Origin of the sequence: Arthrobacter sp., assembly GCF_030540645.1 — a bacterium.
In the GTDB taxonomy this organism is placed as follows: domain Bacteria; phylum Actinomycetota; class Actinomycetes; order Actinomycetales; family Micrococcaceae; genus Specibacter.
Genome location: NZ_JAUNVV010000017.1, coordinates 3,842 through 17,187, shown reverse-complemented (window position 1 = coordinate 17,187; position 13,346 = coordinate 3,842). Strand labels below are relative to the sequence as shown.

Annotated in this window: 11 protein-coding genes and 1 CRISPR repeat array; of the genes, 10 read left to right on the top strand and 1 reads right to left on the bottom strand. The window is 60.4% G+C overall.

From position 1 onward, the window contains the following. Nucleotides 1–240: 240 nt before the first annotated feature. Both Q4P21_RS05220 and Q4P21_RS05215 read left to right on the top strand, forming a co-directional pair. On the top strand, nucleotides 241–1,164 hold the full coding sequence (locus tag Q4P21_RS05220) for a ParA family protein (RefSeq protein ID WP_303387755.1): 924 nt from the start codon (nucleotides 241–243) through the stop codon (nucleotides 1,162–1,164). Further along, nucleotides 1,161–1,544, top strand: a complete 384-nt coding sequence (locus tag Q4P21_RS05215; RefSeq protein WP_303387754.1) for a hypothetical protein — start codon at nucleotides 1,161–1,163, stop codon at nucleotides 1,542–1,544. Before Q4P21_RS05220 ends, Q4P21_RS05215 begins: the two co-directional genes overlap by 4 nt. 81 nt (nucleotides 1,545–1,625) lie before the next feature. Here Q4P21_RS05215 and Q4P21_RS05210 read toward each other — a convergent pair whose 3' ends face one another. Then, nucleotides 1,626–2,234, bottom strand: a complete 609-nt coding sequence (locus Q4P21_RS05210) for a recombinase family protein (RefSeq protein WP_303387753.1) — start codon at nucleotides 2,232–2,234, stop codon at nucleotides 1,626–1,628. An 869-nt stretch (nucleotides 2,235–3,103) separates the two neighbouring features. On the opposite strand from Q4P21_RS05210, the gene Q4P21_RS05205 reads away from it, so the two are divergent. The 8 genes from Q4P21_RS05205 to cas2e all read left to right on the top strand — a co-directional run bounded on the left by Q4P21_RS05205 (nucleotide 3,104) and on the right by cas2e (nucleotide 11,617). Then, entirely contained in the window at nucleotides 3,104–4,576 is a 1,473-nt protein-coding gene (locus tag Q4P21_RS05205; protein WP_369598862.1) for a type I-E CRISPR-associated protein Cse1/CasA, read from the top strand. Nucleotides 4,577–4,634: 58 nt separating this feature from the next. Next, nucleotides 4,635–5,219, top strand: a complete 585-nt coding sequence (casB, locus tag Q4P21_RS05200) for a type I-E CRISPR-associated protein Cse2/CasB (RefSeq protein ID WP_303387751.1) — start codon at nucleotides 4,635–4,637, stop codon at nucleotides 5,217–5,219. A 1-nt stretch (nucleotide 5,220) separates the two neighbouring features. Continuing rightward, nucleotides 5,221–6,312 carry a type I-E CRISPR-associated protein Cas7/Cse4/CasC gene (gene cas7e / locus Q4P21_RS05195; protein ID WP_303387750.1) on the top strand — a complete coding sequence of 364 codons (1,092 nt, stop codon included), beginning with the start codon at nucleotides 5,221–5,223 and terminating at the stop codon, nucleotides 6,310–6,312. Continuing rightward, the gene (cas5e, locus tag Q4P21_RS05190) at nucleotides 6,309–6,983 is read left to right on the top strand and encodes a type I-E CRISPR-associated protein Cas5/CasD (RefSeq protein WP_303387749.1); all 675 of its coding nucleotides are present in this window, start codon (nucleotides 6,309–6,311) and stop codon (nucleotides 6,981–6,983) included. Before cas7e ends, cas5e begins: the two co-directional genes overlap by 4 nt. 125 nt (nucleotides 6,984–7,108) lie before the next feature. Continuing rightward, a complete protein-coding gene (locus tag Q4P21_RS05185) occupies nucleotides 7,109–7,777 on the top strand; it encodes a type I-E CRISPR-associated protein Cas6/Cse3/CasE (RefSeq protein ID WP_303387748.1) in 669 nt (222 codons plus the stop codon). A 2-nt stretch (nucleotides 7,778–7,779) separates the two neighbouring features. Beyond that, the gene (gene cas3 / locus Q4P21_RS05180; protein WP_303387747.1) at nucleotides 7,780–10,353 is read left to right on the top strand and encodes a CRISPR-associated helicase Cas3'; all 2,574 of its coding nucleotides are present in this window, start codon (nucleotides 7,780–7,782) and stop codon (nucleotides 10,351–10,353) included. Then, entirely contained in the window at nucleotides 10,353–11,282 is a 930-nt protein-coding gene (cas1e, locus tag Q4P21_RS05175) for a type I-E CRISPR-associated endonuclease Cas1e (RefSeq protein ID WP_303387746.1), read from the top strand. The genes cas3 and cas1e overlap by 1 nt, the downstream gene beginning before the upstream one ends. After that, the gene (gene cas2e / locus Q4P21_RS16315; RefSeq protein WP_369598861.1) at nucleotides 11,279–11,617 is read left to right on the top strand and encodes a type I-E CRISPR-associated endoribonuclease Cas2e; all 339 of its coding nucleotides are present in this window, start codon (nucleotides 11,279–11,281) and stop codon (nucleotides 11,615–11,617) included. Before cas1e ends, cas2e begins: the two co-directional genes overlap by 4 nt. Before the next feature lie 18 nt (nucleotides 11,618–11,635). Continuing rightward, nucleotides 11,636–13,308: direct repeats of the CRISPR family, unit length 28 nt; unit sequence GTCTTCCCCGCGTGCGCGGGGGTATTTC. Nucleotides 13,309–13,346 lie beyond the last annotated feature (38 nt).

Here is a 13,346-nt window from a genome sequence, read left to right as displayed (position 1 = left end):
GCTGCCTCAGAAACTTGGCGGTGGTTACATGGAAAAATCATGCTTGCAAGTGGCCGGTTCGCGGCGACACGATCTGAAAGACAGTAAAGACAGTAAAGAAAGTAAAACAAGTAATAATTGTATTACATGCATTAATATTAATGGTAGTGTCGCATGTAAAGCAGGTATTGGGTGCAATGCAAGCAAAGACTGCATTGCACCCAATACCTGTAAAGCTACTAATGACAGTAGATTGGAACCATGACACTAACAACAACTTTTGACAGGACAGGAATGGACCGAATCTGCGGATTCGTCAACGGTAAGGGAGGGGTATTGAAGACCACCCTGACTGCCAATGTGGGGGCGCTGCTGGCAGTTTCAGGTTGGAAGGTCCTGCTCATAGATATGGATCCACAAGGAAATCTAGGTCTTGACCTCGGCTATAGGCACGGTGACCTTGATGATGATGGTAGTGCTCTTGCTCAAAGCCTTATGTTTGGAAGTTTGCTCATACCTCTAAAGGACATCCGCCCCAATCTCGACGTCATCCCTGGGGGATCACACCTCGATTCGGCTGCGGCGGGTCTCGTTTCTATGGGAAGCAAAGATGGCAGGAAGGCAAAGCTGGCGCTTGCGCGGTCACTTTCCCCGTTGGCTGGCAATTACGACATCATCTTCATCGATTGCCCCCCAGGCAATGAGCCACTGCAAGTAGCTGCTCTCGGTGCTGCTTCATACGTCGTTGTGCCGACCAAGACAGACAAAGCTGGTCGCGAAGGCCTTGTCGGCGTGGCCAAGCGGTTGGACACTGTGCTCGATGTAAACCCTGACCTTGATCTGCTCGGAGTGATCATCACAGCCACATCCGCAACGGCCACTAACGTTCATCGAGTTACACGTGAAGCCATCACCGAAACCTTCGGAAACGCGGATGTGCTCTTCAAAGGGATGGTCAGGCACGCCGAAGCGCCGGCCCAAGCTGCTCGCGATAGGGGAGTGCTGGTCCATGAGTTGGAAGAACAAGTCAAGGCCGCGCCGAAATGGTACGAAGTACTTAACGGTACCGCCGAGGCCGGGCAGAGCCAGCCTAGGTCTGCAGTCAATGTCGCTGAAGACCTTTACCAAATTACCTATGAGCTCGTTGCCCGTCTGGAAGCAGCCGAGGAAAGGAACGCGTCATGACTGAAAGTAATCGCCGACCCATTGAAGTTCCGCCGCGACGCCAAGCGGAAGCACCTTCGGTGCAAAATCTTCTGAAGGCCAATAGAAGTGCTCCTGTGACGGAGAGGGCTTTGTCGGCGCCCACCCTTTCCTCTGGCACTGAACCGAGGCTGGCCTCAGCACTGAAGCAGGTCAGCTATTACATGCCTACGGATGATGTAACAAGGGCAAAGGCTGCTTACACGGCGACGAATGGACAGGAGAAAGACCATAGCTGGTCAGACTTCATTACAAGAGCAGTCCTTACGGAGGTAAAGCGTCGAGAAGACCTTTACAACGAAGGCGATCGGTTCCAAGGAAACGGCAGAAATCTGGCTCCGGGCAGGAAAATCCAATTTTGACGGCATTACTGTCAAAAACAGTAATGCCTGTATATGCCAGGCTTAGTTGGGGTCTGACCTGCAGGGGAACAGTGGTTGGCGCTAAGGATTTTGTCCCGGTGGCATGGTTCGGGGGTTGCTGTTGGGGAGGTGGCGGTAGATGGATGCGCGGGAGATGCCCAGGGCTTTGGCGATCTGGGTGGGACTTTCTCCGTTGGCTCGTCTGGCCTGGGCGGCTGCGAGGATATCGGGGCTCATGACGGTGGGCCGGCCTCCGGTGCGTCCCTGGGCGCGGGCCGCGGCGAGGCCGGCCATGGTGCGTTCACGGATCATGTCGCGTTCGAGTTCGGCGAACGCGGCCATCATGATGAAGAAGAACTTCCCCTCTCCGGTTGGGTTGTAGGTTCCTGTCAGGGTTCCAGTGAGGATGCGCAGGCCGACGCCTTGGTCATGGAGGCTATCGGCGATGGTGAGTACTTCCTTCACTGACCGGCCGAGACGGTCCAGTTTCCATACGCACAGGGTGTCTGTCGGGCGGAGACGGTCGAACGCTTCGGCGAGCCCTGGGCGGGTGGTGGCGCGGCTGGATATTTTGTCTTCGAAGATCCTGCCGCAGCCAGCTGTTGTGAGGGCATCGCGTTGGAGTTGGGCGTCTTGTCCGTTGGTGGAGACGCGGGTGTAACCGATGAGATTGAAATGCTGGGCTGCCATTCATCTAGTGTCGCATAACCGTCTCACAACATCGGTGTTTGCTTGGCATGTTGTGAGACGGTTTGTGGACGGTTTTTGGTCGGCGCGCCGCCGGCTCTTGGGACCGTCTCAGAATCGGCCGTTAATGGACAGCCTGCTATTCGTCGTTGATGGGTGTCGTCGGATCACACAGTGACCTGCACCTCGGGGTCTGATACTGGACCATCGGTATAGCGGGTGGCGCGAAGCGTGTGATTCTGGGTTCCAAGGCGGAACTCTCATTTACCCTGCAGGTGGACGGGTTGGGTGTTGTCTTGTGCTGGAGGAGCTTGTATTGGGGTTGTTTGGGTGGGGTTGGCCACTCTTTCATTTCATGATCTTGGTCTGTGGGCAGGTGAGGGATGGTTTCCCGTGGTTCACGAGGCAGCGTTGTCGTGCCGCCAGGTGCTGTGGTGGCGACCTGTTTTGGCTAGTGAAGACAGAGGGTGGGGGAGTACCGGTCCATTAACTGCCGTCGAATAACTCGGAACTACGGTGGCAGCACGACATGGCTTCGGGACTGATCCGCTACTCGTGTGGGCCCCCTGGTTCAGGGGAGTGGGCCATGACAGATCAGCGTACCGGTCCGAGACGATGGTGGCTGCTGGGTTGGTCCGGGTGGTGCTGGCTTGTTGTCCTGCTTTGTCGGTCCGTCCGGGTAGTCTCTGATTGATTGCAAGACTCATGCTTGGGAGGGTGCCAATGGTCCCCGAAGCGGCTACTGAGGGAGCCAGATGAAAATGCGTGATAGTCGGTGGACGCCCTTGGACGTCACAATACCGGTGGCGACCGAGACGAAGCCCGGGTGTGTCCTGTCGTCAGTGTCTTGGATACTGACCAGTCGAGGGCCGATGACGGTTCGCGATGCGCTCATTAACGCCCATGATGTTGAGGGCTTGGATCCATTGTTGAATGGAATTCAGACTGGTGCGCTGCTGCGGTTCCTGACGGCTGTAGCATCGTTGGTGCTTCGTGGGCAAGGCAATGCTGCCGGGGCTTTTGACGCGGCAGCGGTGGATGCTGCACTTTCCGGGTTGTATGCGCATAGTGACCTTTTCGATCGAGATCGTCCGTTCCTTCAGGTCCCGGCAGGGGCTGAGCCTCCGGAAAAGGGGGTCAGGAATCCGGTGAAGAAGCTTCTGCCCTGGATGCCTGCGGACAGGGCGGAGGATTTCTGGTCGGAGAACTTACAGGCCACGGAACTGGACATGGCCGGTGCGGCACTGGCTCTGGCCGTACATCATCACTATTCGTTCGGGGGCAACAACAGGCTCGACGGTCGGGCCTGCGTCAACGGTTCTCCCGGCATCCGCTATCCCGGTGTCGGCTATACGGCGACGGAAGTGTTGTGGCATGGCCGGAATCTTTTTGAAACCTTGCTCATGAACACTCCGAAGGTTTGGGTTGACGGGACGGGGCTCCCGGCGTGGGCCGACCCTGACTGTGTGCTCTCCCAGCAGGGGGCCGGACGGCCGGAGCATCCGCTGTGGCGTGCCACGTGGGGGTCGAATACGGCCAAGTGCCGGTGGGAAGGTGACCGCTTGACTGCGGTTTCCACGGGTGGTTCCCCCTACCGACCCCCCACGATGGGTGCGGGGAAACTGGCTGCCAAAGCGTGGTGGGATTTGCGCAACACGGAGGATGACTTTTATCTCTATGTCGACGTCGAGACGAAGGTCGGGGGGATTGTTACCGGCAGTGCACGCAAGGCCCAGCGGCTGGATCTTGGACACAACGAGACGGATTTGGCTGTGGAATGGAACGCTAAGAATCTCTCCACAGCCATGCGCCGACGCTCCAGGGGAACGGTAAAACCGCCGGCTCGATCGGCCCGGGTCATGTTTCTGCGGCATCTGGTCGAGGGGAGTGCCTCATCCCCTGTTGTTCGGCGCACTGAAGTGCTTATTTCTTCGCCGAAGAAGTGGATGGTCGACGTTGACCGTGCCGACGCCGTCTCGGACGCCTCTTTGCTCATGCAGGCTGTTTGTGCGGAATTGTGTAAACCGTTCACCCCCAACGGGCGTCTGAGCGCCTTGCAGGACCGCCGTGTAGATGTTGAGAGTTCCTTCTGGCAGTTGGTGTCCAAGCCGTTTGAAGACTTCATCATCAACGGCACGGGCGATTTCATTGATCCATCCGTCTGGGCTGTGGTGCGCGCGTCCTCGCTGGCAGCCTTTGACCAGGTGACAGAATCGGCGCCCATGGCCAAACTGGCACCGTTCATCATGGCGGCTCGCAGCGGTGTCTCACAGAACACCTCGAAAGTTTTGAAGGCGGCCCTCTCTGGTGCCTCCAGGGCGTACCAGAGCATCGGCGGTGGGTAGGTTTTCCGCGTTCGCGGGCCATCAGTTTCGCTGCATCTACATCTAAGGAGGCTCCGGTATGGCCGAAGCTGAAGACAATTTGAAAGAACTTATCGGTGAGGTCCTGGCACGACGGGCCAACGACACCAGGTTTCGGTCTGCTGTGGCCCGCGGATTGGAGCCGACCACCGAGCAGTACGCGTATCCATGGGTCCTTCGCTGGGTGGATAGGGAAAGGGACAAAACCGCGTTCCTGCGGGCTGCGGGGCTTGCCGCCACCTATCCCGACATTCCGCAGGCAAGCCTTTCCTTGGGCTCTTCGCTGCGTAGCGTCAGCTTGAAACGGTCCGGGAAGAACTCTCTTGACCCGGCCAAACCGGATGTGATCGCCTCCCGGCTGGCTACTTTGCAAGAGCAGGATCTCGAAGAGGCTGTCACAACAATCCGCCGGTTCCTGAGCCTGGCACGAAGCACCTCCGGTACACCCGTGGGGTTCGACTTCTACCGTATTGGCCGGCTCTTGACCCATTGGGGGAACGGCTTCACCGAAGTCTCCCAGTCTCTCCGACGCAGGACCATCGGGGAATATTACGGGGCTTGGACCTTCGATACAGCAAGCATCCCCAGCAGCGGCATCACCGACACCAAGATCCAGGAGCAGTAAATTGAAAAACCTCACCCTCCACATCATCAATACCGTCCCGTGGAGCAATCTCAACCGCGACGATACCGGCACACCCAAGCGTGCAGTCATTGGAGGGGTGCTTCGCGGCATGCTCTCCAGCCAGGCCATCAAGCGAGCAGCCCGCACTGACTATGAGATCCGGTCACTGGACCGGAGCGTCCGTTCAACCCGTCTCGCCGGTATCGTCGCTGAACGAGCCCGAGAAATCAACCCCGGGCGTGAGGCAAAGACCACCGAGGCCGAGGCGAAGAAACTGATCTCTGCCCTGGTCAAGAATGCAGGCGGGGACGATGTTGCCGGCAAGGAGAGCGGGACATCATCATGGTTGAGTATGGAGGAGATTGAGACCGCCGCAGCCGCCGTGGCCTCCGGCATCACAACCGTGAGCAAGGGAGAAAGCAAGGGGGAAAAGGAAGTACCCATTGTCTTCGTGGAGAACGGGGTGACAGGCTCCTTGTCCATTGCTGCTTTCGGGCGCATGTTCGCGGCCGCACCCCATGCCAACACCGTCGCCGCTATAGCGGTCAGCCCCGCAATATCGGTCCATAAGGCCGTCATTGAGACAGACTACTTTTCCACGGTTGACGATGACCCCAAGGCCGTCCATGCCGGGGCTTCCTTCCTCGGTGTCGCCTCGTACACCTCCGGAGTCTTCTACCGCTCGGTGACGATAGACCGCGACCAGCTCAAGCGCAACTGGACCGGCATCAGCGCTGACAACGCCCGAGAACAACTGGCCCTGATGATTGAATCGCTCATCTACAAACTTCCCTCTGGGAAGAAGAATGCGACTGCGCCCTATGTGGCACCGCTGGCAGTCCTTGCCGAGGAACAATCCCACCGCCTCGCCTACGACTTCGAAACCCCCGTCTTACCGGGACCGGACGGCGGTTACGGCGACCAGGCCGTGAAGCGTCTGGCAGAGCAGCGGGCCGCGGCGCTGGCCTTCGATGGAGGCAACTTCGGGATGTCCCTGGTGGCGGGAACTGCTTCCGGTCTGGGATCCCTTCACGCCGCGAGCACCAGCGTGGAGGGCCTCGGTTCCCAGATTGTCGATTGGATCCTGGCGTGAGCAGCCTGTATCTGCGCTTCGCGGCGCCATACCAGTCGTGGGCCGGCCCCCGGGTAACGGGAAACCATGTGAATACGGCACTGATCCCCAGCCGCAGTGGCGTCACCGGTCTCGCCGCGGCCGCGTTGGGGGCGCGGAAGGGTGAATGGCCGCGGTGGCTGGAAGAGCTCTCCATCGACGTGCGGGCCGACAACCCCGGTGTCCTCGGCAAGGATTTCCAGACCATTAATCCGCGTCCCGAGGTTCAGACGTTCATCGAACGGATCTGGACTGCCTCCGGACAGAAAGGCAAAGCCCCGGCATCTTTCACCCCTGACGCACAAAAAGGCACGGCCATCGTCAAACGCACCTACCTGGCCGGGGCTGAGTTCATCGTCCGTCTCGGGCATCCGGAAAGAACCCATGAACTGGTCCAGGCCTTCGCGACCCCCGGATTCAGCCCCTACCTGGGACGGAAGTCCTTCGCCCCGTCGTTCCCCTTTCTTCTGGGTGCAGGCGAAGAAACCCTGTTGGAGAGGGCCCCGTCCGGACACTCAGGGGCCCTGGGTGTCCATGTGCTCGATGGCCGGGACAATACCTACCCGGACCGGACCGTCACCGTCCCGCAGCGGCCGCTAACGGAGCGCACGGATTGGTGGGCTTCCCACGCAACGATCCCTCTGCGCGGATAACAATCACCGCCCCTTCACCGTGGCGGCGCTGCCTGGCGGGGATCGAATGCCTGCAGACAGTGCAGGAAAACCCCGCCAGAGTTTATGACGCAGCATATAACGCACTCCCGAAAATGAGGCCCCGAATGACCCGCCCCCCCACTTTTCTGTCCCTGATCGCGCTGCACACCCTGTTCAGCGGACGCAACGGGATGCCTGGTCCGAAAAGCATTAATGACCCTCTGGCACTGCACGGCAGCGTCATGCGTCTTTTCGGGCCCCTTGGCGGCCCGAGCCCACGCGCCGCCGCCGGCATCCTTTTCCGGCTCGAGCCGGCAGTTCCGGGCAGGGCCCCTGCCTTGCTCATCCGTTCCGCCCTTGTGCCGCAGACCACCTTGCCCGGTCTGCTCACCCGTGAGGAGCCCGCGGCACCGGCCGCCGGGACTCCGGTTGCTTTCCGGCTCAGTGCCAATGCGGTCCGTCGCCACGGCACCAGCGTCATCGTCGATGGTCGCAAGAGAACCCGCTCAACCATGTCAGGCAGTGTCCCGCGTGACGATGACCCTACCAACACCGGTCCGGCCATGACCGAATGGGTGGCGGATAAAGTCACCGATGCCATTGGAGCGGTGGAACTGCTCAACCATGACCGCCACGTCATCGGGAACAAAGCCGGGCGCACCGTGCAGACAGATTTGGTGGACGGCTTCGGCGTCATTGAGGACCCGGAGAAACTCGCTGTTCTGCTGGCCGCCGGCATCGGCCGGGCCAAGAACTACGGGTGCGGTCTGCTGACCGTCAAGCCGGTCTACTAACCATGGCTTTGTGGAGCAAGCGGCACGGACTCGGGGAAGCATACCCGCTCATCAGCCACCTTCTGGACACCGCAGCTTCGGCAACAGTGTTGTGGGACCACTGGCTCAGGGCGGGGTTGCGGGCACATATCGAAGATTCCCTCGGTCCCGGCGCCCGCGCGCAGGTCGCCGCCGCCGCCGGACTTCATGACATTGGAAAAGCGAACCCGGTGTTCGCCGGGCAACTGCTCGCCAGAACGCAGGAGCCATGGCACGGTGTAACCCGCAAGGCGCTGGTGGCCGAGGGGTACAGCCTCGATGTTCCGGCAGAACGCCTGGGACAGTTACGCCGACACGAGAAGGTTTCCGCACTGTCCCTGGCCTTAGGGGACCTGGACTTCGGGGACTGTGCCAGCGCTGAATGGCTGGCAGTATCGGCGTTGGGCCACCATGGCAGGTTTGAGTGTCCGACAAGTTCCGAGGCCCGTGCGTTCACCAAGTCAGCTGGCGGTGCGTGGAAACTGTCCCGTGACAAGCTCCGCAGCGACGTTCTTGCCGCGTGCGGATTGGACCCTGAGGGAGTGTTCCCGCAGGCCCCGCCGGATGTGGCCATCCTCATCGCCGGCCTCGTGGTTCTTGCGGACCGGACCGCCTCCGAGCTTCAGGCCGTTCAACAGGCACAAAAAGACATGGACCAAGGCCTGCTGGACATCAACGACCCTGAAAAGTGGATGGCAGTGCGCAGAGAGTTCTTCGCCACCCGCCTGCCTGACACTCTTGGCCTTTACAAGGACTTCAAGAACGCCCGCACCTCCATTGCCGGGAACTATGAGCTGCGCCCCCTCCAGGAAGCGGCACTATTCTCCGGGGGCGGGCTGTGGATCGCGATGGCGCCGACAGGCAACGGCAAAACCGAGGCGGCCTTGCTCCGACATGCACAGGAAAATGAACGCCTCATCTTTGCCCTGCCCACCCAGGCCACGACCAACGCCATGATGAAGCGCATCCAGAAGGCTTACCAAGGCACGGGAAACGTCGCCGAACTCGCACATCGCCTGGCCACCGTCGAGGACTTCTACGCAGAAACATCCGAACATGACACGGCCGGGTGCGGGGGCTCCTGCACGGAGCATGAGGACCACAAAGGCAGCCCCTGCGAGGGTGGCCTGATCCCTTCTGAATTCCTCCGTAACGGCACGGCACGACTGCTCGCACCGGTGTCGGTGGCAACCATCGACCAGGTCCTGGCCGGTTCCCTGCGCACCAAGTGGGCACATCTTCGGCTACTGACCCTCGCCAATGCCCACATCGTCATCGACGAAGCGCACCTGATGGACCAGTATCAGAGCGCACTGGCGGAACAACTCATGAAATGGTGGGGAGCTACCGGGACCCGGGTCACCCTCCTCTCCGCGACACTTCCCCAATGGCAACGCGACAGGTTCGCCCAGGCTTACAGCGCCGACTGGCAACCCGAACCGATCAGCTTCCCCTCCCACGAACACGTCCCCGGCAGGCCGGAGACCATGGGCCAGCCCAGTTACAGCATCTCCGTGAAAACTATCGAGGCCAAGAACCCCGTCCACGCGCACCTCACCTGGGCTGCAGCAATGAAGGCCGCTGCCCCGAATGCCCGGCTCGGTCTCGTGGTGAACACCGTCCGGCGGGCCCAAGAAACCGCACGGGGCCTGCAGGGACTGGGACTGCACCCAATTGTTCTGCATTCCCGCATGACCGCCGGGCACCGCCGGGACGCAGCCGACCGGCTGCTCACCGAAATCGGCAGGGGCGGCACCGGTGCGGGAACGGTCGTGGTGGGAACCCAGGCCATCGAGGCATCCCTGGACATCGACCTTGACGCCATGTCCACCGACCTGGCGCCGGCTCCCTCGATCATCCAACGTGCCGGACGTGTCTGGCGCCATGAGGACCCGCACCGGCCGGCCCGGTTGCCAGGAATCTGCGAACTGCCCCTGCAAATTGTCCGCGGTACAGGAAAATACGGTGCCCTACCGTATTTCGTCTCCGAATTGGACCGGGTTGAAAAGTACCTCACCAGTCGGGAAAGGCTGCACATGCCCGAGGACAGCCAAGCATTTGTTGAAGCGTCGGCCCTGCGCCTTGATGAAGTGGACTGGACCGAACAGGAAGAAATTTCTGAGTATGCCCGCCGCTTCGCCAAAGCCGACGGGGTGGTCATCAACGCCTCCGAAATCATCAATCCCGACACCGACCTGGAATTCTTCATGCGCCTGACCGGCCATGATGTGGATGAACAGACAGCGACGAGGCTCATCGAACCCCCCAGCGTCACGGTCCTCATCATTGACCCGGCCGCGGGACACGGTGCACCCGGAGCCTGGACAGGAAGCATCCGGGACCTTGAAACAATCACTCCCCGGGACCGGGACCAACTCCGGAAAGCCATGGAAGCCAGCGTTCCCTTGAACGGAGCGCTTGCACGCCGGGTTCTGGAACTGGGCATCTTCTGGGCACCGCAGACACGGAGCCTGCAAAATATGATTCCCGTCGTGCTCGGACAGGCAGGCATCGGTTACGACGCCCTGCTCGGCGTCGTCGATATGGATGCCCGCTGATGACATATTCCCAACAAGCACTGGCCTTCGCAACGCTTCCGGCAGGACATCAGGTCCGCCTTGAAGACCGGGTCTCCTTTGCCTACATAGACATGGCTGTCATCTATCAAGGACGCACCGGTGTCTGGGCCATGCAAAACGACGAAGGCGAAAAATCAAAGAAGCGCATCCAGCTCCCCGCCGGTGGACTCGCCGTTTTGGCACTTGGTCCGGGCACGTCCATCAGCCACCCAGCCATGACGTCCCTGACACGCTCAGGAACAACAGTGGTCTTCACCGGCACCGGAGGATCCAACGCCTACGCAGCGGCAACACCGCTGACTTCCTCGGCACGGTGGGCCATCGCACAAGCCCACCTCGTTTCCGATACGGAAGCAGTCAAGACGGCAGCAGTGAAACTCTACAAGCGGCAACTGGGGATAGAAATGCTTCCCGGCGGCACCGTAAATTCCATGCGCGGTATCGAAGGCCGAACTATCCGCGACCTATACCAAAAGCTCGCCCGCCAACACAAAATCATGGGTTTCAAACGTGACGTTCTCTCCGGGGATCCGGTCAATACTGGACTCAATTTGGGCAATTCAATCCTCTACGGGTGCGCGGCAGCAGCATGCACAGCCATAGGCGCCAACCCTGCCCTTGGCATTATCCATCGCGGAAACCAGCGGTCCATGCTCTTTGACCTTGCCGACCTCTACAAGCCCTCCGTTACGATACCGCTGGCATTTTCCTCAGCCGCCGAGGACGATCCAATGGCCGCTGTACGAATAGGCGTGCGACAAGCCATCCACCGAAAGAAGATCCTCCCCGAAATGGTTGACGCGCTGATGACCGTACTTTCACCCCACCTCCCGGATCGCGATGATGATCGGCTCGTAGGCGAAACGACTGAATCATCTGGACACACCAACTACGGAGACGGCCAATGATCGCAGTAATCATAGCCAGGGCAGTCCCAGACCACCTCCGGGGATACCTGGGCAGGTTCCTTTCGGAAGTTGTACCCGGAGTCTTCGTCGGACGGACCAGCCCAACAGTTGCAGAACGCATGTGGGAACGGACAAGCAAAGACCTGAAAACAGGATCCATGGCCATGGTGATAACTGACCAAAACATGGAACAAGGATATTCGTTCCGCACCGCAGGAACGGACCCGCCGGAAGTCATTAACTTAGACGGACTGCAGCTCATCGCCACCCGATATACTCAGCATATGGACGACCCGGCCGCTCAACCGAGCGAAACCCCTGACACGAATCCATGAATCCGCAGGTCAGTTAGGGTCTTCCCCGCGTGCGCGGGGGTATTTCCACAAGGGTATAACCGGATTCACAAGGGCATTGGTCTTCCCCGCGTGCGCGGGGGTATTTCCTTACAGCGACCCAACACCTAAGCAAGCCTTCCGTCTTCCCCGCGTGCGCGGGGGTATTTCCGGGCAAGGCGCGTGGGCAGGATGTCCCTATCCGTCTTCCCCGCGTGCGCGGGGGTATTTCCGAGCCGACCGGGCGCGCACTGGCTGACTACTTGTCTTCCCCGCGTGCGCGGGGGTATTTCCGCATGGGAAGCGTTGGAGGACTGGGAGCGTGAGTCTTCCCCGCGTGCGCGGGGGTATTTCCCATTCCCCACAGCCATGGTTTCGACGCTCCTTGTCTTCCCCGCGTGCGCGGGGGTATTTCCGGGCTAGGAGACGCCGCAGCAGGCGTATACCGGTCTTCCCCGCGTGCGCGGGGGTATTTCCCACATACTCCCAACCATCGGCGGCGTCCCAGTGTCTTCCCCGCGTGCGCGGGGGTATTTCCTACTGCAACCAACCAATCGCTGCCACAGTCAAGTCTTCCCCGCGTGCGCGGGGGTATTTCATGGACGGCACGTAGGGTTGCCCGGTGCGGTCGGTCTTCCCCGCGTGCGCGGGGGTATTTCCCGAATCGCGGATCTTATCCACCAGGGCAAGAGGTCTTCCCCGCGTGCGCGGGGGTATTTCCGTCTCAGCATCGACGCGGATAGACGCGGCAGAGTCTTCCCCGCGTGCGCGGGGGTATTTCCGGTTGGTGTGTACGGATAGTGTGCCGGTGCCGGTCTTCCCCGCGTGCGCGGGGGTATTTCCGCAACGGAGAGCAGGAGGACCGCAACAAAAGTGTCTTCCCCGCGTGCGCGGGGGTATTTCCAAAATCAATCTTCGGCGTGTCATCGGCCATGGGTCTTCCCCGCGTGCGCGGGGGTATTTCCATGGGCGAGGACGATCACGGCTGGTGGGTCAAGTCTTCCCCGCGTGCGCGGGGGTATTTCCTATGACTGCCCAAACACCGGGGTATTGCGTGAGTCTTCCCCGCATGCGCGGGGGTATTTCCTATTCGTGAAAGTCTGGAAGCCCATCAAGAAAGTCTTCCCCGCGTGCGCGGGGGTATTTCCAACACCAACGGCACATATGGCCGTGTCAACCCGTCTTCCCCGCGTGCGCGGGGGTATTTCCGGTCCGTACAGGGCGGCTGCCAGAGGGGTGGTGTCTTCCCCGCGTGCGCGGGGGTATTTCCCACTACACCGGTGACGACATTGCTGTGACCGAGTCTTCCCCGCGTGCGCGGGGGTATTTCCGGGTTGGAACTGGTTGGTTTCACGCGGGTAGGGTCTTCCCCGCGTGCGCGGGGGTATTTCCTGTCAATGGCGCGGCCTACGCGCTGCCGACGTGTCTTCCCCGCGTGCGCGGGGGTATTTCCGACGACTGTGGCACAAATGAAAGCCATGGTTGGTTTTCCCCGCGTGCGCGGGTATTTCCGGCTTGGTATCCGTTCTGTTTGAATGCGGCCCGTCTTCCCCGCGTGCGCGGGGGTATTTCCATGACCAAAGAGGCCAACGGTATGGGAAAGATGTCTTCCCCGCGTGCGCGGGGTATTTCCGGCAACGCACGACCCGGCACCTGGACAACAAGGTCTTCCCCGCCTGCGCGGGGGTATTTCCGTGTTCACTGATGGTGAGACTGGCACCCCGGTGTCTTC